Raw genomic sequence first — 26169 nt, 5'->3', positions numbered from 1 at the left:
AGCGACTGAATGTCGGTCTCAAAAGGGCCGGCAACGTGGATCGTTAAACCGCCCGCGGCGTGGAATGATAAGGAATGAACTATGTCATGGACCGATGAGCGCATCGAAAGCCTGCGCAATATGTGGGAAAAAGGGCTGACTGCCAGCCAGATCGCCGACGAACTCGGCGGTGTCAGCCGTAACGCGGTGATCGGCAAGGCGCATCGCCTGGGACTGAAATCACGCCCGTCACCGGTGAAAGCGACCGAGAAGGTCAAGTCGGTCAAGGCGGCGGCACCAGCTGCGCCGAAGCCCGCGGCGCCCGTGGCAGCCCCGCGCGCTGCCGCACCGGTTGCACCGCGCCCAGTTGTTGCAGCACCGAAACCCGAAGCACGGGCCCCGGTCGACACCCCGAACGCCGACGGCGCTCTGGCCGACGCGACACCAAAATCCGATTCCCCGCGCATCGTCTCGATCGGCCCTGGCGGATTCATCCGCCAGGGCCCGGGCGACCAGCAGGCGCCGATCCCGCCCGCACCGCCCCGCCGTCTGGTGCCCGCCAAGCCGAGCCCGGAAATTGCTGACAAGACGACGTTGCTCGATCTCAACGACCGCATCTGCCGTTGGCCGATGGGGCATCCGGGCGAGCCCGACTTTCATTTTTGTGGTGAAGCCGTGAACCCTGGCTTTCCCTATTGCGTCGAACATTGCGGCCGCGCCTATCAGGCGCAGTTGCCCCGTGGTACCCGCCGTCCGCCCCCGCCCCCGCCGTTCGGTGGCCCCCGAGTCCGTTAAGGCGCGTCTGGTGAAGCCCTTCGGGCAGGAGTTTGAATTCGCGCGCGCGCTCGGTCTGCAAATGATCGAGCGCGGCGACGGACGATGCACCATGGCGATCGACATCGACCGCCAACGCCATTTCAGTCCGCAGGGCGCCGCCCACGGCGGCGTTGCTTACTCACTGGCGGACACCGCAATGGGCGGCGCGCTGACAAGCTTGCTGGCCGAAGACCAGTGGTGCGCGACGCTCGAAATCAAATTCAACTATCACATTCGTGTCGGCGAGGGTCGTCTGACATGCGAGGCCGAAGTGCTGCATCGCGGCAAGCGCGTCGTCAATATCGACGCGCGACTCTATCAGGACGGCCGCCTAGTCAGCAGCGCCAACGGCAATTTCGCAATTTTCGCGGCACCCGTGTCCAGATAGCCGAAAGGCGCCGGATCTTTCGACCCGACGCCTCCCGTTCACGCTCCCAAGAGATCAGAAGCGCAAGCTCAGCGAACCGCGTACGCTATGCGTACGGAAGTGGGGGTTGCTGCGCTGGATATCGGTCCCGCCGCCGTTCAGCAGGAACGGGTTGGTCGCCGGCGCGGTGCCGGGGCCAACATTGACGACATAGTCCTTGTCCTTGATATCCGTGTAAAGATACTCAAGGCCCAGCGAGATGTTCTTGGTAACCATGACTTCGGCGCCCCCGCCAGCGGCATAGCCCCAGCCATTGGTCTTGCCGTTGTCGGCAAAGCTGTTTGCGGTGTTGCTCGTCGTGAACTTGTTGTCGAGGCGAGCATAGGCGCCGCCACCGGTCACATAGAACAGCGCGCCGCCGCCGGGGGTATAACCGGCACGCAGACGGGCACCCGCCTGATAGTCGGCTTCACGGCTCATCGTGTAGCTTGCGGGCGTCGTCGAAAAACCGCTGACGCTGTCGCGTGCGTGGCTGCGCCCGCCTTCGATCACCGCGCCGAGAACAAAATTGCCCATGCGCTTGTCGAAACCCAGACGACCGAAATATTCGGGACCATCCTTGTCATTGCGGCAGCCAGCATTCGACGTACCGGTTGCTGCGCCATTGCAGAAGCCCGGCGAAAACGCGTTGGCGCCGCCCACGGTCGTGACCTGGTCGCCATAGGTGCCGTCGCGGTTGGTGTCGAACAGCAGCGTTTCGCCGCGATCGCTGCCCTGCAGCGTGGCACCACCAACGATGCTGATATAGGGTCCGTTGAAGTCCTGCGAGGTATCGCGACCGTCTTGGGCCATCGCAGGCATCGCCAGCGCACTGGCCGCAAGCGCGGCGAGGAGAGAGATGTTTTTCATTTTTTACTCCACTTTTTGAATGACTTTACAGTCAGCGCCCCAAACCCTTCGCGCGTACGCAAAGTTCCCTCCAGTGAAAGAAATGGGACGAACCGAGTGGTCGGCAACCGCCCAAAACTGCCCTTGCCAGTGGCCTTTCCCGCCCCCTATAGCTGAGCCATGAGTCACGATTTGTTCGACAGCAGCAGCCCCGCGACCGAAAGCTACAACGCGTCGCAAATCGAGGTGCTCGAGGGCCTGGAACCCGTCCGCCGCCGCCCCGGCATGTATATCGGCGGCACCGACGAACGTGCGCTCCACCACCTCGCCGCCGAGGTGATCGACAACAGCATGGATGAAGCGGTCGCGGGTCACGCGAATCGCATCGAAGTGACGCTAGAGGTGGGAAACCGGCTGATCGTCACCGACAACGGCCGCGGCATGCCCGTCGATCCGCATCCCAAATTTCCGGGCAAGTCGGCGCTTGAGGTCATCATGACCATGCTCCATTCGGGCGGCAAGTTCGAGGGCAAGGCCTATGCAACCTCGGGCGGCCTTCACGGCGTCGGGGTCAGCGTCGTCAACGCGCTGTCGGTCGAAACCGAAATCGAGGTTGCTCGCGGCAAGCAGCTCTATCGTCAGCGTTTTTCTCGCGGCACCCCGCTCGACGGGCTCGAAGAGCTGGGCCCGACGCCGAACCGCCGCGGGACGAGCGTCAGCTTCATTCCCGATCCCGAAATCTTCGGCGATCATGGGCGTTTCAAGCCGCAACGCCTTTACCGCATGGCGCGATCGAAAGCCTATTTGTTCGCGGGCGTCGAAATCCGATGGAAATGCGCGCCCGAACTGATCGGCGACGACACCCCTGCCGAAGCGACATTCCAGTTTCCGGGCGGCCTCGCCGACCATCTAAAAGAGCAGATCGGCACCCGCGAGTGCGCAACCGCCGAGCCATTCGTGGGGCGCCAGGAATTTCCCGGCGATCAGGGGCGCGCCGAATGGGCGATTGCCTGGCCCTTGTGGTCGGACGGCAGCTACAGCTGGTATTGCAACACCATCCCGACCCCCGCGGGTGGCACCCATGAAGCGGGCCTCCGTTCGGCGCTCACCAAGGGATTGCGCGGCTTTGGAGAATTGATCGGACAAAAGAAAGCCGCGCAGATAACCGCCGAAGACGTCTTCAATGGCGGCGAGATGATGCTGTCGGTCTTCATCCGCGAGCCGCAGTTTCAGAGCCAGACGAAAGATCGGCTTTCCAGCCCCGAAGCGGCGCGCTTTACCGAAAACGCCGTACGCGACCATTTCGACCATTTTCTCTCCGACAATATGGATCGCGGCCGCGCGCTGCTGGGCCTCGTCCTCGACCGCATGGATGAGCGGCTGAAGCGAAAGGCCGAACGCGAGGTCAAACGCAAGACCGCGACCAGCGGCCGCAAACTGCGCCTGCCCGGCAAGTTGACAGACTGTGCGAATAACGGTCCCGAAGGCACCGAATTGTTTATCGTCGAAGGCGACAGCGCCGGCGGCAGCGCCAAGCAGGCGCGCAATCGCAAGACACAGGCGATCCTGCCCATTCGCGGCAAGATATTGAACGTCGCGAGCGCCAGCGCCGACAAGATTCGCGCCAACCAGGAAATCGCCGATCTCGCGCTCGCGCTCGGCTGCGGGATGCGCAAGGATTGCGACGCCGACCGGCTGCGTTACGAAAAAATCGTGATCATGACCGACGCCGATGTCGATGGCGCGCATATCGCGACGTTGCTTATGACCTTTTTCTTTCAGGAAATGCCCGATATCGTGCGGCGCGGCCATGTCTATCTGGCACAGCCCCCACTCTATCGCCTGACGTCGGGCAACACCTCGGTCTACGCCCGCGACGACGCACACCGGGCGGAAATCGAAGCGAAGCAGTTCAAGGGCAAGAAGGTCGATGTCGGTCGTTTCAAGGGGCTCGGCGAGATGAACCCGAACCAGCTCAAGGAAACGACGATGGATCCCGCGACGCGCTCGATGCTGCGCGTCACGCTGCCGCAGGAATATGAGGAACGCCATCTGGTCAAGGATCTGGTCGACCGGCTGATGGGCAAGCACCCCGAACACCGCTTCCAGTTCATCCAGGCGAACGCGGCGACGCTCGACGAGGCCGCAATCGACGCCTGAGGAGGCACGCATGGCGAACTATCGATGGCGGACGGTGGCGGCAGCAATGCTGGCGACCTTCGCTCCACAGCCTGTCGCCGCGCAGCCTTCCGTGATGGACGCGCCTGCGGTACAAACCGCCTTTGATCGCGGCGCGATGCAACTGACCGACCTGTTCGCGGGCAGAATCGGCTATGCTGACTATTTCGATCCACATTTCCAGACGGCCGTGCCGGAAGCCCAATTCAAGACGTTCGTGACCAGCCTGATCGTGCAATATGGCCAGCCGGTTGCGGTCGCCAGCACCACGCCCGCTGGCCCCCATTCCGGGACCGTCGTGCTTCGCTTCGAAAGGGGGGTCGCCACGGTGATGCTCGACGTCAGCATGGCGGCGAATGAGCGCGTGACCGGGCTACGTATTACCGGCGTCGCGGTGCCGGACGATCGTTTCGACAAGGTGGCAGCGGACCTCGGCGCTTTACCGGGACAAACCGGCTTTCTCGTCGCCGAACTCGACGGCGCCGCTATCCGGCCCGTCGCATCGGCCAATGCAGACCGGCAATTTGCGGTCGGATCGACCATCAAGCTCTATATTCTCGACGAGTTGACGGCGCAGGTCGCAGCAGGAAAGCGTCAGTGGTCCGATGTTGTGCGGCTGTCGCATTTCAGCTTCTCTTCTATCGGGACCTCGAACTGGCCCGCCGACACGCCGGTAACATTGCAAACGCTTGCCAACTGGATGATCTCTGTCAGTGACAATGGTGCGACTGACACGTTGATCCACCTTATCGGCCGTGAGCCGATAGAGGCGCGGATACACTCGGCCGGGCACAGCGACCCTTCGCGGAATATCCCGCTGCTCACGACGGTCGAAGCCTTCGCGTTAAAGGGCAATAATTTCGCCGAGCTTCGCTCGCGTTTCCTCATGGGGGGCGACGCGGCGCAGCGAAAGCTCATCGAGAGCAACCAGGATCGACTGACCCTGTCCAACGTCGATGGCGTGAGCTTCACAGCAGGGCCACGCTTCATCGACAGCATCGAATGGTTCGCCAGTCCGAACGACATCGCGCGGCTGATGGTCGACTTTCGCGCTCGCAATTCCAAGACCTTGCTCGCGGCGATGGCAATCAACAACGGCGTCGGCCCTGTCGCCGCTGCCGATTGGAAATATCTCGGCTACAAAGGCGGGTCCGAAAATGGCGTGTTATCCATGAGTCTGCTTGGAGAACGCAAATCGGACGGAAAATGGTTCGTCGTGACCGCTAGCTGGAACAATTCTGACGCGAATATCGCGACCCAGACCCTGATCGGGTTGGTTACGCGCCTGCTCGCTCTCGCAGCGAATGGCCCGCATGCAGCGCCAGTGTCAGGCACGCTGCCAGCAGCACCGCATCCTTGAACAGGAATTGCGCGGTCGAGCCCATGAAGGGAAAGCCATAACCTTCCTCCCACAATGATGCTCCGAAACTGAAGCTGAGCGTGATCAGGAAGGTGCACATCCCCATTAACCCACCAAGCAGTCCCGCCCGATGCGACCACGCCCCCAGCGCGATCATCGCGCCGGCCAGCAGTTCGATCGTGCCGATGACGTTGCTGGTCCCCTGCACGCCGACCAAGGGATACATCCACGCAAATAAGGGATAGTGCATGGCGGTGTGCGCTACGCCTTCGGCTTCGTAAGCCGCGAATTTCGCCACGCCAAAGAAGGCAAAGATGAACACGAGTGACCAGCGCAACGCTGCCATTGCAAATTGCTGCGACGGTAGCCTGTCCAGAATTGTTGTCATGATAGATACCCCCCAAAATGGTTTCGAGGATATTCGTCCGCCGCCCTGTCTCGGTTACATCAAACCGCAGTCAATGCCGCAACCAGAGCCTTGACCTTCGCCTGCCGCCATTGCGGCGTCGGCGCGACGAGCCAATAGCCGCGCTTCACGGCAAATGCCTCTCCCACCATCCGCACGCGGCCCGATGCGATATCGGCGTCCGCGAGCATCGCGGGCACATTGGCCTGCCCCAGACCGTTTGCCGCCGCATCGATCGCCAGCCCCGCGTCGCCAAGGCGCAGCGCCGGCTCGCCGTCGGCAACGGGGCAACCCGGCCAGGCGATGCGGGTGTCGCTGTTGCTGCCCGGCCCCGCGACGGTGACCATCAGCGCGTCGGCGAGCGCCACGCCTTCATGCTCGCCCGTCCCGTCGGTCCAGAAGATCGCGATATCGAGATTCGCTTCGGTAAAATCGATCCCGCTGTCGGCCGACACCAGCGTAAAGCGCACATCGGGCGCCTGCTGGCTGTAGCGGGCCAGCCGCGGCGCCAGCCATTTGGCGGTCAGGTCGCGCGGCGCGGCGATCGTCAGCGACTGCGACGATTGGCCCGCCTGCATCGCGCGCACCGATTCCTCGAACTGCAAAAAGCCCTGACGCAGCGCATCGAGACCGGCATCGGCCTCGCCCGTCAGTTCAAGACCCTTCGGCGTACGGCGAAACAGAACGACGCCGAGCATATCCTCGAGCGCGCGAATCTGCTGGCCGACCGCGGCAGGCGTGACCGCCAGTTCATCAGCGGCACGCGTGAAGCTAAGATGCCGGGCAGCGGCATCGAAAACGCGCAGGGCGTTCAGGGGAAGATGGGTCCGTTTCATGACGCGGTTGCAGGCGCCACAAGCGGGAATTGCGGGATTGCGACGAGCAGCTGCGCCCCGTCGCTGAATTCCATTGCATAGCTTCCAACCATCGACCCCTCGGGGGTCGGAAGCGGGCAACCCGAGACATAGTCGAAAGCGCCGCCGGGCATGATCATGGGTTGTTCGCCAACGACGCCCTCGCCTTCGACTTCGCTGATCTGCCCGCGCCCGTCGCTGATCCGCCAGTGGCGGCTGAGCAACTGCACCGCGGTCTCGCCGTGATTTTCGACGCGAACATGATAGGCCCAGAACCAGCGACCGAGCGCCGGATGCGACTGTTCGGGCAGATAGCTGACCGCCACGCGCACGGTGATCGACCCGGTGGCGGCCGCAAAGGGAAAGAAGGAGTCTATCATCGAGGCGCCAACGTCGCTCAAAGCCCGACCCTGGTCAATGCCTGGTCCAGATCGGCAATCACATCGCGCGGGTCTTCGAGCCCGATATTGATGCGCAGCATGCCTTCAACAACGCCCATGTCCGCGCGCGCTTCGGCGCTGACACTATAATGGGTGGTCGAGGCGGGGTGGCAGCAAAGGCTGCGCGAGTCGCCGATATTGTTCGAAATATCCACCAATTCGAGCGCATTGAGCAGGCCCATCGCCTGCTCGCGCCCGCCGTCGAGCACAAAAGAGAAAATCGGGCCGCACGCGTCTGACTGGCTCATGGCCAGATTATGCTGCGGATGGCTGGGAAGCCCCGGATGGAGCATGCGCGCGACGCGGCTTTCGATCGACTTGCCGACCGCCAGCGCATTCTCGGACTGACGTTTGGCCCGCAGGTCGAGCGTTTCGAGCCCTTTCAGTACCACCCATGCATTGAAGGGCGACAGGTTCGGGCCGGTGTTGCGCTGGAATGGCAGCAGCACATCGTTGATGAATTTCTCGGTTCCGCAAACGGCGCCGGCGAGGACGCGCCCCTGCCCTTCCATCAGCTTGGTCGCCGAATAGGCGACCACATCGGCGCCGAAATCCATCGGGCGCTGAAGGACCGCGGTCGCAAAAGCGTTGTCGACCACCGAGGTGATGCCATGCGCCTTCGCGACGGCGCAGACATGCTTCATGTCGACGATATCCATCGTCGGGTTTGCCGGGGTTTCGAAGAAGAACACCTTGGTGTTCGGCTGGATCGCCTTTTCCCAGGCATCATTGTCGCGGCCATCGATGACGGTCGTCTCGATGCCAAAGCGCGGGCAGAGATGATCGACCAGCCAGCGGCACGAACCGAAAGCCGCCTTCGCCGCAACGATATGGTCGCCCGCCGAGAGCTGACACAGCAGAGCCGTCGTCATCGCGGCCATGCCGGTTGCTTGGGTGCGGCACGCCTCAGCGCCTTCCATCAGTGCGATCCGCTCTTCGAGCATCGCCACCGTGGGGTTTTGCAGGCGCGAATAGGTCATGCCCTGCGCTTCGCCGGCAAAGCGCGCCGCAACCGTCTCGGCATCATCATAGGTATAGCCCGAGGTCAGGAAGAGCGCTTCCGACGTCTCGCCATGTTCGCTGCGCCACGTCCCGCCGCGCACGGCCTGCGTCGCAGGGTGCCAGTTGCGTGTCGTGCTGCGATCGAAACCCGTCGTCTTCTTCATTTCATCTATCCGTTCAAAGCCGAAACAACCGCATCGCCCAAAGCCGTTGTTCCCATAATACCGCCCAGATCCGCGCCGCGACAGCCGTCGGCAAGCACCTTGGCGACCCCCGCCTCGATCCGCGCCGCGCTCACCTCGTCGCCGCCCGAATGGCGGAGCAGCATCGCCAGCGACAAGATCATCGCCAGCGGATTCGCAACGCCCTTACCGGCGATATCGGGCGCACTGCCGTGGATCGGCTCGTACAGACCTTGCTTGCCTTCGCTCAGCGAGGCCGAGGCCAGCAGACCGATCGACCCGACGCACATCGACGCCTGATCGGACAGGATATCGCCGAACAGATTACCGGTAACCACGACGTCGAATTGGCCCGGATTGCGCACCAGCTGCATCGCGGCGTTGTCAACATACATGTGGGTGAGCGTCACGTCGGGATATTCCGCGGCGACCTCGACGACGACATCGCGCCACAGCTGCGAGGTTTCGAGCACATTGGCCTTGTCGACCGAGCAAAGCCGTTTCGCTCGCCCTTGCGCCGCGCGGAAGGCGACATGCGCGATGCGGCGCACCTCGCTCTCGCCGTACGACATGACGTCATACCCCTCGCGCTCGCCACTCGCAGTCGTGCGCGTGCCCTTCTCGCCGAAATAGACGTCGCCGTTAAGTTCGCGGACGATCAGCAGGTCGATCGCGGCTGCGACCTCGGGACGCAGCGCCGAGCTGTCCTCCAGCCCGGCGAACAGCTTGGCCGGGCGCAGGTTGGCAAACAGGCCGAGTTCGCTGCGCAGGCCCAGGATCGCCTGCTCGGGGCGCAGATGGCGCTCGACATTGTCGAAGCGCGGATCGCCGACGGCGCCGAAGAGGATGGCATCGGCCGCTTTCGCCTTTGCCAGTGTTTCGGGAGGCAAGGGATGACCGGTCGCTTCATAGGCCGCTCCGCCAACGAGCGCATGGTCGAGCGTCACCGGCAAAGCCAATGCGGAAAGGACCTTTTCGGCCTCCGCCATGATTTCCGGACCGATACCGTCACCGGCCAGCAGCAGGATTTGCACTATGTCGCCCTTTCGTGTCTCGCCAGCCGCTTAGACAGCGACGGCGCGTCACGCAACCGCTCTGCCCAGCCGATCGATCAAACGCGCCCGCACGGCCAGCAATTCGCGGTTGCGTCCGTCGAGCAGGTCGCGGTCGATAAAATGGCCAGTGATAACTAGCGCGCCCAGAACATCCTCCATCGACGGGGTCGCCCCGACACCGCGCAAGAAGGGAGGCAAACGAAGTAATCTTTCCTCGTACCCTGCCGCAGCCCCGGCGCTCACCGCGCCCCCCGATTTCGGGCTGACGAACGCCAGATCATTGGGCGAGCCCGTCACCACACATTCGTCGAGGTTCAGCCCGAAACCCAGCTCTGCGAGCAGCAACAGCTCGTACCGTGCCAGCGCAGCCGCCCATTGCCGCGCCGACGACGCAGCCCCGATCGCATCGAGTACCGCCGACAGCGCCGAGTAGAGCGCAGGATAGGGCTGGCTTTCCGGCAAGATCGCCGCCGTCACGCTTGTCACCCAGTCGATCGCCGCCGACGGCAGCGGTTCGGCGAGCAGAGGCGCGCGGCTTTCGAGCAGCTCTGCGGTCGCGCCGGCCAGTTGATCGTCGGTCCGCGCGCGCAGTTCGAGCGCGACGAGATTGCCGGGGATCAGGATCGGCCGCAGCCGCGTCGACCGCCCGCCGCGGACATAACCGGCGACCAGCCCCGCCTCCTGCGTCAGCGCGCGGACAATCGCGCCATGCTCGCCGTGTGCGCGGACCGCGCAGACGATGGCGTCGGCGGTCAGGCTGGCCAAAGCACCATCTGCGTTTGCGTTACCAGCGCAACATCGGCGCCATCCTCGGTGCGGATGCGCGTCTGCCACACCGACAGGCGCTTGCCGATCTTCACCGGGCTCGCCTCGCCAATCAGCACCGAGCCCACCGGGCCGGCGCCTAGAAAATTGGTCTTGCTCTCGATTGTTGTCGTCCCGTTCGCCCCCTCGGGCAGCGTCATGAACGCCCCGACGGCGCCGAGGCAATCGGCAAAGGCCATGATCGCGCCGCCATGAACGATCCCGCCCGCGGTGCAGATTTCGGCGCGCACGGGCAGCCTGCCGGCAACGCGGTCCTTGCTGCCCTCATTGATCGTCACCCCAAGCGTCCCCGCGAGCGGCATGGCTGCTGCAAAATCCATCATCGTCCCTTCATCTGCCTGAATGGTAGAAATCATGCACCGCCTGCGCCACCGCCGCGCTCACCCCCGGCGCCTTCTGCAAATCCTCGAGGCTCGCGCCGCGCACTGCCCGCGCGGTCCCAAAATGCATCAGCAGCGCCTTCTTGCGCGACGGGCCGATGCCCGGAACCTCGTCGAGCGGCGAGCTTCCCATCGCTTTGGCGCGCTTGGCCCTATGCGCGCCGATCGCAAAGCGATGCGCCTCGTCGCGCAGCCGCTGGATATAGAACAGCGCCGCATTGTTCGGCGGCAATGTGAACTCGCGTCCGTCGGGGTGATAGAAGGTCTCGCGTCCGGCGTTGCGGTCGGGGCCCTTTGCCACGCCCACATAAGTCAGATCGTCGATGCCGAGTTCGGCGAGCACCGCACCTGCCGCCGATACCTGTCCCTTGCCGCCGTCGATCAGCACCAGGTCAGGCCATTCGCCCTTGGTCCGCTCGGGATCTTCCTCGATTGCGCGGGCAAAACGGCGTTGGAACACCTCGGCCATCATGGCAAAATCGTCGCCCGGCATCGTCTCGGCGCGCTTGATGTTGAACTTGCGATACGCGCCCTTGATCCACCCCTCGGGGCCCGCGACAACCATCGCACCGAGCGCGTTGGTGCCCTGGATATGGCTGTTGTCGTAGATTTCGATACGCTTCGGCGGATTTTCGAGATCGAACAATTCGGCGAGTTCGCGCCCCAGCTTCGCCTGCGAACTGCTCTCGGCGAGCCGCCGGTCGAGTTCCTCGCCCGCGTTGCGCACCGCCTGTTCGAGCAAGCGGCGGCGGTTGCCGCGTTGCGGCACGCTGATCTCGATCTTCCGGGCCCCGCTTTCCCCCAACGCTTCGGCGAGCAACGCGCATTCTTCGGGCTCGCGGTCTACGAGAATCAACTTCGGCGGTGGGACGCCTTCGTAGAATTGCATCAGGAAGCTCGCCATCACCTCGGGCTCGGGCACGCCCGAAACATGCGCGGGGAAGAAGCTGCGATGGCCCCAATTCTGTCCTCCACGGATGAAGAATCCCGCTATGCAAAGCTGGCCGCCTTTGGCTGCGAGCGCGAACACATCGGCGTCGCCCAGCCCCTCGGCGTGCACCGACTGGCTGCCCTGAATGAAGGTCAGCGATTTCAGCCGGTCGCGCAGTACGGCCGCCTGCTCGAAATCCATTGCGTCGGCGGCGTGCGTCATCGCTGTACCCAACCGTTTCTGCACAGCGGTCGAGCGGCCTTCGAGGAAGTCCTGCGCGTCGCCTACCAGCTGCGCATAATCCTCTTTAGAAATGCGATCGACGCACGGCGCGCTGCACCGCTTGATCTGGTAGAGCAGGCACGGCCGCGAGCGGTTGGCAAAAAAACTGTCGGTGCAGCTCCGCAGAAGAAAGGTCTTCTGTAATGCATTGAGTGTCTGGTGGACCGACCCCGCGCTCGCAAACGGCCCGTAATAACGCCCCTTCGCCCGCCGGGCCCCGCGATGCTTCTGGACCCGCGGAAAAGCATGGTCGGTGCGTAACAGGATGAAGGGAAAGCTTTTGTCGTCGCGCAGCAGGACATTATATGGCGGGCGATATCGCTTGATCAACTGCGCCTCGAGCAGCAGCGCCTCGGCCTCGCTCGTCGTCGTGACGATTTCCATCGCGCGCGTCTGCGACACCATGCGCTGGAGCCGCTGCGGCAGTCGCGCGACCTGCGTATAGTTGGTCACCCGGTTCTTGAGCGCCCGCGCCTTGCCGACGTACAGCACGTCGCCGCGCGCATCGAGCATGCGATAGACGCCGGGGCGCGTCGGCAATTTGCGCACGACGCTGCGGATCGCCTCGGCGCCGCGCTCGAGGTCGGGCTGGTCGCCCTCCCCATCGCCGCCGCGCATCACATAGGTTGCTTTATCTTCGTTGAATCGATCGGGAGCATTTGGGCGAGCCATGATTTTGCATGTAGGCGATGGCGATGCGACCCGCCATAGTGCGCGACGTAAAACAGTCATCGGAGGGGTCTGATGGACGTACGAGGAAAACTTGCGCTGGTTACCGGAGGCAGCGACGGGATCGGGCGCGAGATCGCGTTGCAATTGCAGGGCGCGGGGGCTGACGTCATCATCACGGGCCGCTCGGCGGAGAAATTGCGGGCGATGTCGACGCTTGGCTTCGGGACGATCGCGGGTGATCTGTCGACCGCCGGGGGCATCGACGCGGTGGTCAACGGCGTTGCGGGCAAGCCTCTGGCTCTGCTCGTCAACAACGCCGGGGTCGGCAGCGTCTATGAACTCGACGATGTCGCGACGCTGGAGAGCGCGGCGCATTGCATCCGAACCAATCTCGACGCCCCGATCGCGCTTTGCACCCGACTGCTGCCAACGCTTCGCGCCCAGCCGCAGGCGACGATCGTCAATGTGACCTCCGGCCTCGCCATCGCGCCGCGTGCCGGCGGGTCGATCTATTGCGCGACCAAGGCCGGTCTGCGCAGCTATACGCAGGCTATCCGACACCTTCTGAAAGACAGTAACGTCCGCGTGATCGAAGCGCTGCCCCCTGTGGTCGAAACGAACATGACGGCAGGCCGGGCGGGCAAGAAGATGAGCGCACATGATTGTGCCGCCGAAATCGTCCGCGGCATCCGCACCGGCAAAAGCGAAGTAAATGCCGGCATGGTGAAGCTGCTCCAGCTTGTTCACAGCATCTCGCCCGCGCTCGCGCGACGGGTCATGATCCGGTTTTAATCCTCGATCTACAAAGGATATTCGATTGAAGAGCCTGCTGTTGGCCGCACTGCTTCTGGCGCCCGATACGGTGCCCCCGCCATCGCTCGACGCCTATGCCTGCACGATGAAAGGCCGTCCCGGGGCCGAAAAATTCACGCTGCTCATTCGTCCGGGCTCGGGCCCGGCTTGGGTTTCCGACGCCGGCGGACTGCAGCGCTACACCGTTAAGCGCACAGCGCGAATGATCACCATCGGCGAGGAGATTATCTCCGCGCCCGACGGCGGCGGCTTCGAAATCGCTTATGAGCTTGATCGGAAGACGCTCGCTATCCGCCTTCTCGTCCTCGTCGGCGGCCGGATCGATACATCGCTTCAGGGGCGCTGCGAACAGTTCAAACATGTTGCGCCTCCGCCGGGCGTTCGCAAGGGACCGCCTCTGGTCCCGCGACCGCCCGCGCCGCGCAATTGACATAGCAAAACGCCCACGGAAACCGCGGGCGTTTTGTAATTCATCGATGTCTCTACGCTCAGCCCTTGGCGACGCCTGCGATAGCCTGATCGACCAGCGCCTTGTCCGCGCTCGCGTCATGCTTCTCGGCGATCAGCTTCGCTGCCGCTTCGGTCGCGGCCTTGGCCGCTGCGCTACGCACTTCGGTAAGCGCAGTCGCTTCGGCGGCGGCGATGCGGTCTTCGGCCATCTGCTTACGTCGGCCGATCAATGCGGTTGCGTCGGCCTTTGCCTTGGCGACCAGCCCTTCGGCTTCGGTTTCCGCGCGCACGCGCATCTCGTCGGCTTCCTTGGCGGCGTCGGCGAGCTTCGCTTCATATTCCGCCTTCAGCGATTCGGCGTCGAGGCGGAGTTGTTCGGCTTCCTTGAGCTGCTTGGATATCTCGGCAATCTTGTTGTCGAGCATGCCCGCGACCATCGCCGGCACCTTCTTCCACAGCAGGATGCCGATGAAGATCGCCATCGCGATCGAAACCCAGACGGTTGCGTCGATGAAACCGAACGATGCCGGTTCAACATGCACTTCGCCCGCGGCTTCGGACAATATGGTCAGGACATTAGCCATGGAGCACCGCCTTCACCGCTGCTTTGGCATCCGCCGCAGCGACTTTTACGCCCGACAGCTTGGCGACAAGGTCGCTCGCTGCTTCGGCTGCGACCGATTCGATTTCAGCCATCGCCGAGGTGCGCGCCGCCGAAATATCGGCTTCGGCGGCACTCAGCTTGTCCGACAGCTCGGCATCGACCTTCGCAAGACGCTTTTCGGCGTCCTTCGCGGCCTTGTCCTTAGCGTCGGTTACCGCTTTCTGCGCAGCGGCGCGGCTCGCGTCGCTCTGCTGGCGGTAGCTTTCTTCCAGATTGTCGGCGGCGGCATGCGCCGCTTTCGCCGCGGCCAGATCGTCCGCCACCTTGCGGTCGCGCGCGTCCACCGTCGCCTCGATCTTCGGCAGCATGCCGCGGCCGATGACGAAAAAGACAAAGCCGAAGGTCAGCAGCACCCAGAATATCTGCGATGCGGCGTACCAGCTTTCAGCGAATTGGCTGATTTGAGGCATGGATTTACTCGACCGACAAAAGAAAAGCAGTCGCAGGGCCGACCTTTAAAGGGCCAGCCCCGCAGACGAAATCAGGCTGCCTTGAGGTACAGCAGGATTGCAATCAGGAACGACAGCAGGCCGAGAAGTTCGGCAGCCGCGAAGCCGATGAACAGGCGACCCTGCTGACCGTCCGCAGCAGCCGGATTGCGCAGCGCGCTTTCGAGGAAGCTACCGAACACGTTGCCCACACCGATGGCGGCCATACCGGCACCGATAGCAGCCAGACCGGCGCCGATGAGCGAAGCAGCTTGAACGTCCATTTTAAAACTCCTTGGAAAAACGTTGAGTAACTAGTTGAAAAGTCAGTGCAGATTGACCGCATCGTTCAGATAGAGCGACGTGAGCAGCGCGAACACATAAGCCTGAATGCCCGCAACCAGCAGCTCGAGGCCGCTAATCCCGACCATCAGCGCCATGCTGGGGATGCCAACGCCCAGACCCACAGCAGGGCCGGCAGCGATGCCGTCGATGATGAACGAGGCGAAGACCTTCATCAGCACATGGCCCGCAGTCATCGCGACGAACAGTCGCAGCGCAAGGCTGAACGGGCGGACCAGGAACGACACCAGCTCGATCACGGGGATCAGCCACAGCAGCCACCAGGGCGTGCCGTGCGGAACGAACAGCGAGAAGAAATGCAGGCCGTGGCGCCAGAAACCGACGATCAGCACGATCGCGAAGCTCAGGATCGCGAGGAAACCGGTGATCGTGAAGTGGCTCGTCACGGTGAAGGGGTGCACGCCGAACAGGCCGAGCGGCATCAGCCCGATCACGTTCAACATCAGGATGAACATGAAAAGCGAGAAGACATAGGGGGTATATTTGCGGCCTTCGGGACCGATGTTGGCGTTCATCATGCCCGAAATAAAGCCGGTGAAGCCTTCGACGGCGACCTGCCAGCGACCGGGGACGAGCTGGCGCTTCATCCCGCCGATCATGAAGACCCACAGAAGCAGGCCCGCGATGACCATCCACATCGCACTGGTCGTAAAGGCAACCTCATGATTGCCGACATGGAACATGTCGAACATCTTCTGCACCTCGAACTGGTGCATCGGGTCCACTTTGCCTTGATCCGCCACGCGATACCTCGCCTAAATCCCAGTTAATCCAGCTTCAATCCGGCCCAGCTTCATCAAGCTTAACAGGCCGGATATTCGCTATCCGAAATATGCTTCTGAAGGCGACGACTATTCCAAGGAACAGTACAACCAACAGGCCCCAGGGTGCGGTGCCGGCAAAATGATCGATCGTCCAACCGACCAAGGCGCCGCCACCGATACCGCCCAGCAGTTCGGCCAGAACGCGATTACCGAGCTTGTAATTAGCATCGGTCTCCGGTCCGGCATTCACTGCGGTCCTTCTTGCTTCTGCGGCTTCGGCCTGGCCCAATCGCTCTTCGAGCGAGACCAGACGCGAATCCTCCGAAGCTGGTTCCGGATCGCTGCCATTCCCCGTCATTTCTGCCATCCTCCTGAAACAGAGCCGATATCCATCGATTCCGCCTGCGAAAAAAGGCCCGAAAATTCGGGGGACCCCTAAGGCGCGGTCCGTTTAGGAACGACGCCGGATTAAGTCAATGCTTGTGCGCAGGTGCACAAAATTGACGCCGCTCACGCGCACAAAAATGCCGCCGCGTTTAGGGGCGCGGCGGCATCTGAAGGCCCGGAGGCCCCATGTATTGCTTATCGCTTACGGGCAGCGTGCATCGCGCTCAGGAGGGCTGCCGTCGCGGGTTTTCCAAGCACCGCCCGGCGTCTGGTATTTCTCGCCCGGCTTGGTGTTCGCGATCAGGTTGCAACCGCTGGTAAAGGCGAATTGCTGAACCGTGCTGCCAGTCGATTGTGCGCTCGCGGTATAGGCCGCCTTGCGCTTGATATTCAGATCCTCGACCAGCGCGCGGATCGCCGGGGTCGGCGCCGTTGCAAAGCCCAGATAGCCGTCAACCTGCTCGCCCACTTGCCCCGCCGCACGCGCGGCAGCATAGGCGGGATCGCGCTGCGCCATCGCCGACGGTACCGCAAAAGCCACAGCGGCGGTCGCCACAATCGCGGCGAGTGCCAGTCCGGTCGGTTTCCACATCGTCTTCGTCATCTTGTCATTCCCCATCAGAATATCTCGCTATTCTGCTCGATGAGCTTCTTGGCATCGCCGTCCAGCCTATACACCACTTCCTGACGGATGTTGATGTTCAGGTTGATCTCGATCGGCTTGTCGGGCGTTTCGATCTGAACGCAGCCCGCAAGGGCTGACGCACCTATCATCATCGCAACATACCGACCGTCAATGGCGATCCTCCTTGCTCCAGTCTTGGTCGTCTTCATCGCATAGGCTCGCTTTCTGGAGGCTGAACGGGTGGGGGCGCGCCTTTCGCGGCGGCTTCGGCTTCTTCTTGCGCGCGCATCAGCGCGGGCAGATTTTGTTCGATCAGCAGCGAAGGATCATAAAACCCCTTCGCCGAGGTCAGGAGTTGGCGGAACGGCGCCCGGATCTTCACATTGAATATCAGCGGCAATTTCGCGACCTGATTGGTCAGAAAATTGCGGGTGGCGCCTTCCCCCTGCCCCACGCCGCCAAAGCGAATATCGGTCACCATTTCGCCGTCGAGATCCCCATTCAATACGACCGTAAGATCGTCATATTTGAGGCTGCGCAACGCGCCAAAGGCAAAATTGGCGATGACGCCCAGATTACGGTTCGAAAGTTCGCCGACATAAGCGAGCGTCCCGCCACCGCCGCGCGAATCGATGCGGCCGTTGACAATGCGGCCGCCCAGCCCGTCGAACTCGACCGGAAGCGTCCCGTCGAACACGCCCGTCGCGTTGATATTGTCAAAACCGAAGCTTTGCAGGAACACCGCCGCATCGACGCCGACGATGTCGAATGATAAGCGCCGCGCGTTGGTCGCACTGAAATCGAGCGTTGTCGGATGGAGCAACAGCTTGCCGCCGGCGAACGGCCAGCTTCCGCCCTCCACCCGGACGCGATTGTCGCCGAGCAGCTGATATTCGATCTCGCCATCGATCACCGGGATGCCCGGATTGACCTCTTTGACCTTGGCGATCTGTCCGGGGGCCGATTTGAGGCCGATCAGGTCGTCGAAGCTAAGCGTGGTCGTCACCCCCGTCACCGGACCGAACGCCGCGGCGAGGCTCGTGTCGGCGGTTGCAAAGGTCCCTCGGCTCGTGACGCCCGCGGCAGTCCATTCGATCCGCCCGTCGCCGACCACCGACCCGCGGACATTGGCGACGACGCCAAGCGCGAGGCTGGTCAGCTGGTCGGGCTGGAAAGCCTCGCTGAAACGCAGCTCCTTTACGGCAAGGTCGGCCGAGCCGCTGCTGTCGGCCAGCCGATGACGGATCAGCGTGTCGAGGATTTTCGTTCCCGTCTTCCGCTCGTTGAAACCCGCCCTTGCCTCGATGATCCCATTTTCAAAGCGGAGATTCGCCTTGTTGCTGACGAGCGGGAAGAAGCGCGGATCGGGCGCTGCGTCGGTGAGCAGCAGCCCGCCGTCGAGCGTCAACGCGCCGCTCGCAAACCTCCATTGCCCAGCGATCTCGCTCATGTTGAGCGGCACGGCGCCGATCTTGCCGCTCGCGCCGCGCAGATCGCCCGCCATACCCTGCGGCGTCGCGCGGCCGCTCAGGCTGTCGGCGTTAAAGCGCGTGACGTTTTCGCCCTCGCCCAACCGGATATCGGCCAGCGCAAGTGTCCAGCGCATCGCGGCAAGGTCGATATTTGCCGGGCCGCTGTTCAGGCTGAACGGCGAACCGCCGCTCGTCCCGCGCAATGCAATCCCTGGAATGCGGATATTCCCGCGCAGGCCGTCCGGCCCGGCGCTCAACAAGGGCGCGCCCGGACGACTGCACAGGTCGAGCGCGCTTCGGCCAAACCGAAAACCGCCAATATCGATCCGATCGGCCGCCACGCGGCTGCATCCGCCGTCGAGCGCGAGCGCGCCCGTCGGCGCAAGAAAGCCGTTCAGCGGCACCGTCAAACGCTCGACGCGTCCGCCCGCGAGCGGACCCGATAGCGCCGCCGTCGTCGCAAAGCGCAGCAACCCGCCAGCACCGCCCGAGAAATGCACCGGTGTCAGCGCAAGCCGTGCACCCTCGGCGCTATAAGGCTCGAGGCTCGCCAGTCCCGTCACCTTGCCGTCGATATTGCGGTCGAGGCTCAGCGTTCCCGATGGAAGATCGCCGCCACCGAAGCTCCACCGCCCAGACGCCAGTACCGCGGGTTTAGCGGCGCCATAGAGATAGCCGATCCGACTGTCCGAGCTGCCGGTAAAATGCGCGCCGCTCGCGCTCGTCAATTCGGGGGCGATCAGGTCGACGCGCGCCGATGTCCCTTCGCCCGCAATTGCGAACCCGGCGTTGCCGCTCGCATCGGCGAGCAGGCGACTGAGCGCCATGGCGGCCTTCGCCGCTAGCGGCCCGACCGGCGTTCCGGCAAGGCTGCGCGGGCTTTCGGCGAGGGAGCGGCGGAGCGATGCACTGCCGCTCGCACGGGCAAAACGAATCCGCCCGTCGAATTTCGGCGCGGCGCTACCCACGCTTCCCTTGGCCTCAAGATTGACCGTCTCGGCGGCGAAATCGGCGCCGCGCAGCCGCGCCACATCGGCGTTGACATCCAGCTTCGTCTGCACGGCCGTCCCGTCGAACTGCGCGCGCAGGCCCATTCGCTCGGCCGCGACCGGTCCCGCTACCAGCCGCGCGATGCTCGCATCGGCCTTGCCCTTCCAGCTCTGCAAATCTTCCGAAAGGGACAGGTCGAGCGCGATCTGCGGCGATGCCGCGCTGACGCTGCCGTCGGCGCACCGCAGCGAACCGCCACGCAGGGGGCCTATGAGCTGCGGACGGACATTGCGGACAAGGACCGTCCCGTAAAAGCTGATATCGTCGCCGCTGCATCCCGCCGCGGCAATTCTCGGTGCAACAAGCGCAAGCTTGCCGTTGAAATCGCGGCGCAGATTGCCTCCGCCGTTCAACGCAGCGCCGACATTGCCCCAAGGCGTATCGACCCGCGCGCGCGCGTCGCGCAAAACCACCGACAGGTCGGGCAAGGCAAAAGGATCTGTGCTGGTCGGGTCGCGGAACTTGTCGAGCGATCCGAACGACAGCCGCCCATCGACGAAACGACCATAGAGGCGAACTCCGTCGGCGCGAATTTCGGAGACATACGGCCCTCGCCAGCCATAGCTGAGCAGGACTTCGACCTTCTTGGCGATCAAGTCGGGACGCTTTGGGTCGCCGATGACGATGTCGGACAATATCTCGCTGCGAAAGCCGATCCGGTCGATCGTATAGCTCGCGGGAACCCCGCGGCTGTCGAGCTGGTCGCCGATAAACTCATTGGCAATCGGCTCGCGCGCGATCCAGACCACTCCGACGAGGATGATCACTGCACCGGCGGTCAACCAGCGCTTCTTGAACAACAGCGTCCGGTATTTCCATCGCGGCGGCGCGGCGGCGTCCGCGTCAGTCATGAAGGGTAGCCGATGACGTCATGGCGGGTATATTTCGTTCTCCGACCCCGATCGCGTTCAGGGCATCAACGCCGGAAATCTCGTTTCGCTGCAGGAGATTGATCCGGTTCGCCATCTTCCTTTTCCTATGACCGTTGAGTGCGCGTCACAAGGCGGTTATTGCCACGTCATGGGGGATACGCCGGATCATCTGGGTCACCGCTCGCGACTGCGCGCCAGACTGCTCGACGATGCCGAGGGATTGGCGGATTACGAGCTGATCGAATATCTGCTCACGCTGGCAATCCCGCGCCGCGATACCAAGCCGCTGGCCAAGGCGTTGCTGCGTGAATTCGGCTCGCTGGCGCAGCTTATCAGCGCCGACCCCGAATCGCTGCGCCGCGTTGACGGCCTCGGCGATACGGGCATCGCGGCACTCAAGATCGTCCAGGCGGCAGGCCTGCGATTGCTGAAGGGCGAGTTTCGCGACAAGCCTTTGCTTTCCAGCTGGGACGCACTGCTCGATTGGCTGCGCGCGGACATGGGGCCGATCGATGTCGAGCGCGTCCGTGTCCTGTATCTCAATTCGCGCAACATGCTGATCCGTGACGAACTTGCGAGCGAAGGGTCGATCGACCAGTCGGCGATCTATGTTCGCGAAGTGATCAAGCGCGCGCTCGAACTCGGCGCTTCGGCCATCATCCTTGTCCACAATCATCCGAGCGGCAGCCCCGAACCGAGCCGGCAGGATATCGCGATCACGAAGGAAATAGCCGATGCCGCATCGCGGCTGGGCATCGTGCTTCACGACCATATCATCATCGGCGGGTCCGATCATCGCAGCTTTCGCGCGATGGGCCTTATCTAGGGTCTTGGCCCGACGGGGCCTTGCCGCAAATTTGACTTCCTCGGCGCGCTTAGACATCTTGGCCCATATGCAGATTCGGCGCAGCCTTCTTCGCTTCCGGCATGACGGGGGACAGCTTCTCGCGGGCATTTAGCCCCGGGTTCCGGCGCGATTCGCCCCGAACCCGGGGCACCTTCCTTCCAACATTGCCGCGCGTGGTCGACGACCGCGCGCCAGCCGGAAAGCCCGCGCCATGACAAAAAGCAAAAGCGGGGCCGCAAAGCCCCATATCCGCATGATCGACATTGAAGCCGATGCGTTGACCGAATTGACGCTGCAAAACCAGCGCGATTCGGTTTGTTTCTATGAATTGCTCCTCGATGAAATCGACCGCGCCGCCATTTGCGACCGCGCTGATATTCCCGCCGACGTCGTCACCATGGGTTCTGTCGTCACATTTCTTGACGAAAACCGCGGAGCGGAACGCACGATACGCCTCGTATATCCCAGCGATGCCGACATATCTGCCGGCCGGATATCTATCCTGACGCCGGTCGGCGCAGGCCTGATCGGTCTCAGCGTCGGCCAGTCGATAAATTGGCCCGATCGCGGCGGCGCCGAGCATCGATTGACGATCATCGCGGTACGGCAGCCATGATCCGATGACCGTTAAGGCGGCCATCCCATATGGTGACGCAGCCGCCGGATCGCTCCGACGGCTGCACCACCCCACGCGGGTTACCGTTAGGCGCCGCGCGACAGGAAACCGGTCAATTCGGCCTTGTTGACTGCGCCCGACTTGTCACCGTCGGCCGAAGCAAAGGCCTGTCCGATCCACGTCTTGACCTCAGCCGATTCGACATCAGCGCTGGGATCGGTCGCGGCCCGCAACTTCTTCATCCACGCGCCGAACTCCTCGGCGTTCAGATCGCCATTCTTGTCACCGTCGTAGGTCGGAAATTCCTGCTCGACGATCTGTGCGATCTGGGTCGGCGTAGCGGCAGCGGCGCCGGCGGGCGCGGGCTGGCTCGAAGCCGGCGGAGTTGAAGCATCAGGGACCGGAGCCGGTTCGGCCGGGGGTGTGGTGGCATCCGGCGCCGGCGCAGGTTCGGACGTTGCCGGAGCGGCGGTCGGATCCGAGGCAGAGGCGGCGGTCTGCGCGATGGCCGGGAAGCTCACCGCGGCAGCGCCGATCAAAAGCATCTGTTTCAACATCGTCTATCTCCTGTTTCAGGGTTATTCCGGTTCCGCCTCAGGGGTAGGTTCGGCGTCCGGAGCAGGCTGATCGGCCGGAGGGGTCGGCTCAGCTGCAGGGGGAGTATCGCTCGGCGTTGCGTCCTCGGTGGGTGCAGTTTCATCCGTCGGCTTCGTCTCGTCCGTCGGCTGGCTGTCCGGCGCGGGGGCCATAGTGTCGGTCGGCGCCGGCTGCGACTGCGTCGTCGGCGCAGGTTCTTCGCCAGCCGGTGCGGTCGTCTGAGCCAGAGCGGGGAAGCTGATTGCCGCCGCGCCGATCAAAAGCACTTGTTTCAACACAATTATTCTCCTGTAGCGGCGACATTTATGGACTGTTGCGACCTGTCGCCTTTCTGATGGGGCATGAAGGGAACCCTCCATGTTTGTGCAAAGTTGCACCCCATCGGATTTGGCTAAACGCCTTGTCCCTGCTACGGGGCGGCCCGTCGCGGTTCGGCAGGGATTCCGGGACAAGGCGCCCAAAAAGGAAGGAAATTCAATGGTTCCGCGTTACGCACGACCGGAAATGACCGCGATCTGGTCGGCCGAGAATCGCTTTCGCATCTGGTTCGAGATCGAAGCGCATGCGACCGACGCTCTTGCCGAATTGGGCACCGTGCCGAAATCGGCCGCGAAAGCGCTGTGGGATTGGTGGGCAACGAAGCCCGTCATAGACGTCGCCGCAGTCGACGCGATCGAGGCCGTCACCAAGCACGACGTCATCGCCTTTCTGACGTGGGTTTCCGAAAATGTCGGCGACGAGGCGCGGTTCATGCATCAGGGCATGACCAGCTCCGACGTGCTCGACACCTGCCTTGCAGTCCAGCTCGCGCAGGCAGCCGACATTCTGATCACCGATCTCGATGCTCTTCTCGCCGCGATCAAGCGCCGTGCCTATGAGCATAAGCTGACTCCAACCATCGGCCGCAGCCACGGCATCCATGCCGAGCCGGTCACCTTCGGGCTCAAGCTGGCGCAGGCCTACGCCGAGTTCGATCGCTGCAAGGCCCGCCTCGTTGCCGCACGCGCTGAAATCGCGACCTGCGCCATTTCGGGCGCGGTCGGCACCTTCGCCAATATCGACCCGCGCGTCGAAGCGCATGTCGCCGCCAAGCTTGGCCTGACGATCGAGCCTGTTTCGACGCAGGTCATCCCGCGCGACCGCCACGCGATGTTCTTTGCAACGCTGGGCGTGGTCGCCGGATCGATCGAACGCCTCGCGACCGAAGTCCGCCATCTGCAACGCACCGAAGTGCTGGAGGCCGAGGAATATTTCTCGCCGGGCCAGAAGGGGTCTTCGGCGATGCCGCACAAGCGCAACCCGATCCTGACCGAAAATCTCACCGGCCTTGCCCGCATGGTGCGCAGCGCGGTCGTCCCGGCGCTCGAAAATGTTGCGCTGTGGCACGAACGCGACATCAGCCACTCGTCGGTCGAACGCTTCATCGGACCCGATGCGACGATCACGCTCGACTTCGCGCTCGGCCGCCTGACCGGCGTCATCGACAAGCTGCTGATCTACCCCGAACGCATGCAGAAGAATCTCGATCGTATGGGCGGCCTCGTCCATTCGCAGCGTGTGCTGCTTGCGCTGACCCAAGCAGGCGCAAGCCGCGAGGACAGCTATGCGCTGGTCCAGCGTAACGCGATGAAAGTGTGGGAATCGGACGGCCAATTGTCGCTGCTCGAATTGCTCAAGGCCGATGCCGATGTCACCGCGAAGCTGTCGGCCGACGAGCTGACGGCCCTGTTCGACCTTGGCTATCATATGAAGCATGTCGACACGATCTTCGACCGGGTGTTCGGGGCGGCATAGCCCCGGACTGGAAACCCGCGGCATTCTGTCATAGGGTCGGCGCCAGACCGACAGAGGAGCAAGGCAAAGTGGGTATAGTGCGAACGATCATCTGGGTCTTGCTGACCGCTACCCTCGTCATTTTCGCCATGGCGAACTGGATTCCGGTGACAGTGACTATCTGGCCGGGACAGGTGCTCGATACCAAATTGCCCGTGCTGATCTTTGCGGCGTTCCTCATTGGCAGCGTGCCGATGTGGATCGCGCTCCGCACGTCGCGCTGGTCGCTGAAACGCCGTCTCGATGCCAGCGAGCGTCAGGCGGCCGACCTGCGTGCGCTCGCCAACCGGCCCGTCGAGGTCACGCCCGCTGCGCCGGTCACCGATGTTCCGCCTGCCCCCACCGACCTTTTCTCACCGGACAAGCCATGACCTCTCCGCTTTATCTCGCCATCGATACCACGCACCTCGACGCGGCACTGACGCTGGCGCAAAAGGTGCGGCGTCATGTCGGCGGGCTAAAGCTCGGCCTCGAGTTTTTTTGCGCTAACGGCCATCACGGCGTCCATGAAATGGCCAAGATCGGCCTGCCGATCTTCCTCGACCTCAAACTCCACGACATTCCGAACACGGTTGCCAAGGCGATCCAGGCACTGCGTACGCTCGAACCGGCAGTCCTGACTGTCCATGCCGCGGGCGGCCGTGCAATGCTCGAAGAGGCAAAGGCCGCCGCCGGGCTGAATACGAAAGTGGTCGCCGTTACCGTGCTCACCAGCCTTGACGCCCCCGACCTTGAAGACATCGGCGTTGGCGGAACACCGCACGATCAGGTGGTGCGGCTAGCTGCGCTTGCGCGCGAATCCGGGCTCGACGGCATCGTCTGCTCGGGCCAGGAAGTGAAGGCGGCGCGCAAGGCCTGGCCAGGCGGCTATTTCGTCGTCCCCGGCGTACGCCCCGCAAACGGCACCGCCGGCGACCAGAAACGCATCGTCACGCCGGCGCAGGCCATGGCCGACGGCGCATCGATCCTTGTCGTCGGCCGCCCGATCAGCCAGTCGGCGGACCCGGATCTCGCCGCGCGCGAGATCGAAGCCACACTTTAAGAGGTTTCCCATGCCCCCCCTGGTGAAGATTTGCGGGCTCACCACGCCCGAAGCTATCGACGACGCCGTCCGGCTGGGCGCGACGCACATCGGACTTGTCCATTATGAGCCGAGCCAGCGCCACGTCGATCTGAAGACCGCCGGCGCGCTGCGTAAGCACGCCGGGTCGCGCGTCAAGGTCGCGCTGCTGCTCGTCAACGCATCGCAGAAACTGACCGGCGATGCACTCGGCATGGTGCGCCCCGACATCATCCAGTTTCACGGCAATGAAACGCCCGAATGGCTCGCAGTCGTAAAGCGGCTCGTTCCGGCGGAGATCTGGAAGGCCGTCGGCCTCAAGGATGCGGGCACGCTGGAACGGATGCAGAAATATCGCGGCATCGCCGACCGCATCCTGTTCGACGCCCCCGCCGCCGCCTTGCCCGGCGGCACCGGGACGCGCTTCGACTGGTCGCTGCTCAAAAACCATCGCCACAATATGGATTGGGGCATCGCGGGCGGCCTCACCCCCGAAAATGTCGCCGAAGCCATCGCGGTCACCGGTGCTCCGCTCGTCGACGTCTCGTCGGGCGTCGAAAGCGCGCCGGGCGTCAAGGATGTGGACAAGATGGCCGCTTTCCTTAAAGCGGTCGCGGCATGCTAACGGCACGTTACTCCACCATGCGCATCGGAAAACGATGGCGCTGATCGCTTGAGCCCCCCTCTTCGAGCGAGCGCCACCCTATTGCC

At 63.3% G+C, this 26169-nt stretch carries 30 protein-coding genes; 12 read left to right on the top strand and 18 right to left on the bottom strand.

Going from position 1 to position 26169, the window contains the following annotated elements; all coding sequences use genetic code 11:
* The first annotated feature begins 81 nt into the window (after window positions 1–81).
* Together AC3A43_RS04770 and AC3A43_RS04765 are read left to right on the top strand one after the other, a co-directional pair.
* On the top strand, window positions 82–774 hold the full coding sequence (locus tag AC3A43_RS04770) for a GcrA family cell cycle regulator (RefSeq protein WP_487791380.1): 693 nt from the start codon (window positions 82–84) through the stop codon (window positions 772–774).
* Window positions 775–784: 10 nt separating this feature from the next.
* Window positions 785–1183 carry a PaaI family thioesterase gene (locus tag AC3A43_RS04765; RefSeq protein WP_487791379.1) on the top strand — a complete coding sequence of 133 codons (399 nt, stop codon included), beginning with the start codon at window positions 785–787 and terminating at the stop codon, window positions 1181–1183.
* A 54-nt stretch (window positions 1184–1237) separates the two neighbouring features.
* Here AC3A43_RS04765 and AC3A43_RS04760 read toward each other — a convergent pair whose 3' ends face one another.
* Window positions 1238–2071 (bottom strand): outer membrane protein, encoded by an 834-nt coding sequence (locus tag AC3A43_RS04760; protein WP_487791378.1) that lies wholly within the window; start codon window positions 2069–2071, stop codon window positions 1238–1240.
* 159 nt (window positions 2072–2230) lie between these two features.
* Between AC3A43_RS04760 and parE the strand changes: the two genes are divergently transcribed.
* Window positions 2231–4210, top strand: coding sequence for a DNA topoisomerase IV subunit B (gene parE, locus AC3A43_RS04755; protein WP_487791377.1), 1980 nt, complete (start codon window positions 2231–2233; stop codon window positions 4208–4210).
* A 10-nt stretch (window positions 4211–4220) separates the two neighbouring features.
* Window positions 4221–5588, top strand: a complete 1368-nt coding sequence (locus AC3A43_RS04750) for a serine hydrolase (protein WP_487791376.1) — start codon at window positions 4221–4223, stop codon at window positions 5586–5588.
* Here the strand turns inward: AC3A43_RS04750 and AC3A43_RS04745 are convergent.
* The 8 genes from AC3A43_RS04745 to uvrC form a co-directional block, all read right to left on the bottom strand.
* A complete protein-coding gene (locus tag AC3A43_RS04745; protein WP_487791375.1) occupies window positions 5506–5934 on the bottom strand; it encodes a DUF417 family protein in 429 nt (142 codons plus the stop codon). The genes AC3A43_RS04750 and AC3A43_RS04745 overlap by 83 nt on opposite strands.
* 101 nt (window positions 5935–6035) lie before the next feature.
* Complete coding sequence (locus AC3A43_RS04740; RefSeq protein ID WP_487791374.1) at window positions 6036–6830, bottom strand: LysR family transcriptional regulator; 795 nt, start codon at window positions 6828–6830, stop codon at window positions 6036–6038.
* Complete coding sequence (gene apaG / locus AC3A43_RS04735) at window positions 6827–7228, bottom strand: Co2+/Mg2+ efflux protein ApaG (RefSeq protein ID WP_487791373.1); 402 nt, start codon at window positions 7226–7228, stop codon at window positions 6827–6829. The genes AC3A43_RS04740 and apaG overlap by 4 nt, the downstream gene beginning before the upstream one ends.
* A gap of 17 nt (window positions 7229–7245) precedes the next feature.
* Window positions 7246–8454, bottom strand: a complete 1209-nt coding sequence (locus AC3A43_RS04730) for a trans-sulfuration enzyme family protein (protein ID WP_487791372.1) — start codon at window positions 8452–8454, stop codon at window positions 7246–7248.
* Between the two features lie 5 nt (window positions 8455–8459).
* Complete coding sequence (gene leuB, locus AC3A43_RS04725) at window positions 8460–9506, bottom strand: 3-isopropylmalate dehydrogenase (RefSeq protein ID WP_487791371.1); 1047 nt, start codon at window positions 9504–9506, stop codon at window positions 8460–8462.
* Window positions 9507–9554: 48 nt separating this feature from the next.
* Complete coding sequence (gene recO / locus AC3A43_RS04720) at window positions 9555–10292, bottom strand: DNA repair protein RecO (protein ID WP_487791370.1); 738 nt, start codon at window positions 10290–10292, stop codon at window positions 9555–9557.
* Complete coding sequence (locus AC3A43_RS04715; protein WP_487791369.1) at window positions 10280–10675, bottom strand: PaaI family thioesterase; 396 nt, start codon at window positions 10673–10675, stop codon at window positions 10280–10282. Before AC3A43_RS04715 ends, recO begins: the two co-directional genes overlap by 13 nt.
* A 7-nt stretch (window positions 10676–10682) precedes the next feature.
* Window positions 10683–12617 carry an excinuclease ABC subunit UvrC gene (uvrC, locus tag AC3A43_RS04710; RefSeq protein WP_487791368.1) on the bottom strand — a complete coding sequence of 645 codons (1935 nt, stop codon included), beginning with the start codon at window positions 12615–12617 and terminating at the stop codon, window positions 10683–10685.
* A gap of 72 nt (window positions 12618–12689) precedes the next feature.
* Here uvrC and AC3A43_RS04705 point away from each other — a divergent pair, with 72 nt between their 5' ends.
* Both AC3A43_RS04705 and AC3A43_RS04700 read left to right on the top strand, forming a co-directional pair.
* Window positions 12690–13409, top strand: coding sequence for an SDR family oxidoreductase (locus AC3A43_RS04705; protein ID WP_487791367.1), 720 nt, complete (start codon window positions 12690–12692; stop codon window positions 13407–13409).
* A 25-nt stretch (window positions 13410–13434) separates the two neighbouring features.
* A complete protein-coding gene (locus tag AC3A43_RS04700; RefSeq protein ID WP_487791366.1) occupies window positions 13435–13860 on the top strand; it encodes a hypothetical protein in 426 nt (141 codons plus the stop codon).
* 58 nt (window positions 13861–13918) lie between these two features.
* On the opposite strand, the gene AC3A43_RS04695 is transcribed toward AC3A43_RS04700, so the two are convergent.
* From AC3A43_RS04695 to AC3A43_RS04660, 8 genes are all read right to left on the bottom strand, one after another.
* Window positions 13919–14464, bottom strand: a complete 546-nt coding sequence (locus tag AC3A43_RS04695) for a F0F1 ATP synthase subunit B family protein (RefSeq protein WP_487791365.1) — start codon at window positions 14462–14464, stop codon at window positions 13919–13921.
* Complete coding sequence (locus tag AC3A43_RS04690) at window positions 14457–14954, bottom strand: F0F1 ATP synthase subunit B family protein (RefSeq protein WP_487791364.1); 498 nt, start codon at window positions 14952–14954, stop codon at window positions 14457–14459. Before AC3A43_RS04690 ends, AC3A43_RS04695 begins: the two co-directional genes overlap by 8 nt.
* Window positions 14955–15025: 71 nt before the next feature.
* Window positions 15026–15256 carry a F0F1 ATP synthase subunit C gene (locus AC3A43_RS04685; protein WP_037515205.1) on the bottom strand — a complete coding sequence of 77 codons (231 nt, stop codon included), beginning with the start codon at window positions 15254–15256 and terminating at the stop codon, window positions 15026–15028.
* Window positions 15257–15298: 42 nt separating this feature from the next.
* The gene (locus tag AC3A43_RS04680) at window positions 15299–16051 is read right to left on the bottom strand and encodes a F0F1 ATP synthase subunit A (RefSeq protein WP_487792024.1); all 753 of its coding nucleotides are present in this window, start codon (window positions 16049–16051) and stop codon (window positions 15299–15301) included.
* A gap of 61 nt (window positions 16052–16112) precedes the next feature.
* On the bottom strand, window positions 16113–16457 hold the full coding sequence (locus AC3A43_RS04675; protein WP_487792023.1) for an AtpZ/AtpI family protein: 345 nt from the start codon (window positions 16455–16457) through the stop codon (window positions 16113–16115).
* Between the two features lie 231 nt (window positions 16458–16688).
* On the bottom strand, window positions 16689–17090 hold the full coding sequence (locus AC3A43_RS04670) for a YdbL family probable chaperone protein (protein ID WP_487791363.1): 402 nt from the start codon (window positions 17088–17090) through the stop codon (window positions 16689–16691).
* 14 nt (window positions 17091–17104) lie between these two features.
* Entirely contained in the window at window positions 17105–17263 is a 159-nt protein-coding gene (locus AC3A43_RS04665) for a YnbE family lipoprotein (RefSeq protein ID WP_487792022.1), read from the bottom strand.
* Between the two features lie 53 nt (window positions 17264–17316).
* On the bottom strand, window positions 17317–20484 hold the full coding sequence (locus tag AC3A43_RS04660; RefSeq protein WP_487791362.1) for an intermembrane phospholipid transport YdbH family protein: 3168 nt from the start codon (window positions 20482–20484) through the stop codon (window positions 17317–17319).
* A gap of 169 nt (window positions 20485–20653) precedes the next feature.
* Here AC3A43_RS04660 and radC point away from each other — a divergent pair, with 169 nt between their 5' ends.
* Together radC and rnk are read left to right on the top strand one after the other, a co-directional pair.
* On the top strand, window positions 20654–21331 hold the full coding sequence (gene radC, locus AC3A43_RS04655; RefSeq protein ID WP_487791361.1) for a RadC family protein: 678 nt from the start codon (window positions 20654–20656) through the stop codon (window positions 21329–21331).
* 232 nt (window positions 21332–21563) lie between these two features.
* Window positions 21564–21968, top strand: coding sequence for a nucleoside diphosphate kinase regulator (gene rnk, locus AC3A43_RS04650; RefSeq protein WP_487791360.1), 405 nt, complete (start codon window positions 21564–21566; stop codon window positions 21966–21968).
* Window positions 21969–22054: 86 nt separating this feature from the next.
* Here rnk and AC3A43_RS04645 read toward each other — a convergent pair whose 3' ends face one another.
* Window positions 22055–22525, bottom strand: coding sequence for an EF-hand domain-containing protein (locus AC3A43_RS04645; protein WP_487791359.1), 471 nt, complete (start codon window positions 22523–22525; stop codon window positions 22055–22057).
* A 517-nt stretch (window positions 22526–23042) separates the two neighbouring features.
* Between AC3A43_RS04645 and purB the strand changes: the two genes are divergently transcribed.
* The 4 genes from purB to AC3A43_RS04625 all read left to right on the top strand — a co-directional run bounded on the left by purB (window position 23043) and on the right by AC3A43_RS04625 (window position 26083).
* Window positions 23043–24359 carry an adenylosuccinate lyase gene (purB, locus tag AC3A43_RS04640; protein WP_487791358.1) on the top strand — a complete coding sequence of 439 codons (1317 nt, stop codon included), beginning with the start codon at window positions 23043–23045 and terminating at the stop codon, window positions 24357–24359.
* A 68-nt stretch (window positions 24360–24427) separates the two neighbouring features.
* Window positions 24428–24769: a lipopolysaccharide assembly protein LapA domain-containing protein gene (locus AC3A43_RS04635; RefSeq protein ID WP_487791357.1), complete on the top strand. Its 342-nt coding sequence runs from the start codon at window positions 24428–24430 to the stop codon at window positions 24767–24769.
* Window positions 24766–25440 carry an orotidine-5'-phosphate decarboxylase gene (gene pyrF / locus AC3A43_RS04630; protein WP_487791356.1) on the top strand — a complete coding sequence of 225 codons (675 nt, stop codon included), beginning with the start codon at window positions 24766–24768 and terminating at the stop codon, window positions 25438–25440. The genes AC3A43_RS04635 and pyrF overlap by 4 nt, the downstream gene beginning before the upstream one ends.
* Before the next feature lie 10 nt (window positions 25441–25450).
* On the top strand, window positions 25451–26083 hold the full coding sequence (locus AC3A43_RS04625; RefSeq protein ID WP_487791355.1) for a phosphoribosylanthranilate isomerase: 633 nt from the start codon (window positions 25451–25453) through the stop codon (window positions 26081–26083).
* Window positions 26084–26169: the final 86 nt, after the last annotated feature.

Source organism: Sphingopyxis sp. Soil_C_28 (assembly GCF_057657055.1).
The sequence above is the reverse complement of the archived record's forward strand: the minus strand, read 5'-3'. Positions and strand labels throughout refer to the sequence as shown.

Excerpts from the sequence above, each read along its gene's own strand:
- rnk (WP_487791360.1), top strand. The coding sequence starts at position 21,564 with ATGACAAAAAGCAAAAGCGGGGCCGCAAAGCCCCATATCCGCATGATC.
- AC3A43_RS04770 (WP_487791380.1), top strand. The coding sequence starts at position 82 with ATGTCATGGACCGATGAGCGCATCGAAAGCCTGCGCAATATGTGGGAA.
- AC3A43_RS04685 (WP_037515205.1), bottom strand. The coding sequence starts at position 15,256 with ATGGACGTTCAAGCTGCTTCGCTCATCGGCGCCGGTCTGGCTGCTATC.
- AC3A43_RS04675 (WP_487792023.1), bottom strand. The coding sequence starts at position 16,457 with ATGACGGGGAATGGCAGCGATCCGGAACCAGCTTCGGAGGATTCGCGT.
- AC3A43_RS04695 (WP_487791365.1), bottom strand. The coding sequence starts at position 14,464 with ATGGCTAATGTCCTGACCATATTGTCCGAAGCCGCGGGCGAAGTGCAT.
- AC3A43_RS04760 (WP_487791378.1), bottom strand. The coding sequence starts at position 2,071 with ATGAAAAACATCTCTCTCCTCGCCGCGCTTGCGGCCAGTGCGCTGGCG.
- parE (WP_487791377.1), top strand. The coding sequence starts at position 2,231 with ATGAGTCACGATTTGTTCGACAGCAGCAGCCCCGCGACCGAAAGCTAC.
- AC3A43_RS04660 (WP_487791362.1), bottom strand. The coding sequence starts at position 20,484 with ATGACTGACGCGGACGCCGCCGCGCCGCCGCGATGGAAATACCGGACG.
- purB (WP_487791358.1), top strand. The coding sequence starts at position 23,043 with ATGGTTCCGCGTTACGCACGACCGGAAATGACCGCGATCTGGTCGGCC.
- uvrC (WP_487791368.1), bottom strand. The coding sequence starts at position 12,617 with ATGGCTCGCCCAAATGCTCCCGATCGATTCAACGAAGATAAAGCAACC.
- AC3A43_RS04705 (WP_487791367.1), top strand. The coding sequence starts at position 12,690 with ATGGACGTACGAGGAAAACTTGCGCTGGTTACCGGAGGCAGCGACGGG.
- AC3A43_RS04745 (WP_487791375.1), bottom strand. The coding sequence starts at position 5,934 with ATGGCAGCGTTGCGCTGGTCACTCGTGTTCATCTTTGCCTTCTTTGGC.
- AC3A43_RS04690 (WP_487791364.1), bottom strand. The coding sequence starts at position 14,954 with ATGCCTCAAATCAGCCAATTCGCTGAAAGCTGGTACGCCGCATCGCAG.
- AC3A43_RS04730 (WP_487791372.1), bottom strand. The coding sequence starts at position 8,454 with ATGAAGAAGACGACGGGTTTCGATCGCAGCACGACACGCAACTGGCAC.
- AC3A43_RS04715 (WP_487791369.1), bottom strand. The coding sequence starts at position 10,675 with ATGATGGATTTTGCAGCAGCCATGCCGCTCGCGGGGACGCTTGGGGTG.
- AC3A43_RS04645 (WP_487791359.1), bottom strand. The coding sequence starts at position 22,525 with ATGTTGAAACAGATGCTTTTGATCGGCGCTGCCGCGGTGAGCTTCCCG.
- AC3A43_RS04740 (WP_487791374.1), bottom strand. The coding sequence starts at position 6,830 with ATGAAACGGACCCATCTTCCCCTGAACGCCCTGCGCGTTTTCGATGCC.
- AC3A43_RS04680 (WP_487792024.1), bottom strand. The coding sequence starts at position 16,051 with ATGCACCAGTTCGAGGTGCAGAAGATGTTCGACATGTTCCATGTCGGC.
- AC3A43_RS04625 (WP_487791355.1), top strand. The coding sequence starts at position 25,451 with ATGCCCCCCCTGGTGAAGATTTGCGGGCTCACCACGCCCGAAGCTATC.
- pyrF (WP_487791356.1), top strand. The coding sequence starts at position 24,766 with ATGACCTCTCCGCTTTATCTCGCCATCGATACCACGCACCTCGACGCG.
- AC3A43_RS04670 (WP_487791363.1), bottom strand. The coding sequence starts at position 17,090 with ATGACGAAGACGATGTGGAAACCGACCGGACTGGCACTCGCCGCGATT.
- AC3A43_RS04750 (WP_487791376.1), top strand. The coding sequence starts at position 4,221 with ATGGCGAACTATCGATGGCGGACGGTGGCGGCAGCAATGCTGGCGACC.
- AC3A43_RS04665 (WP_487792022.1), bottom strand. The coding sequence starts at position 17,263 with ATGATGATAGGTGCGTCAGCCCTTGCGGGCTGCGTTCAGATCGAAACG.
- radC (WP_487791361.1), top strand. The coding sequence starts at position 20,654 with ATGGGGGATACGCCGGATCATCTGGGTCACCGCTCGCGACTGCGCGCC.
- apaG (WP_487791373.1), bottom strand. The coding sequence starts at position 7,228 with ATGATAGACTCCTTCTTTCCCTTTGCGGCCGCCACCGGGTCGATCACC.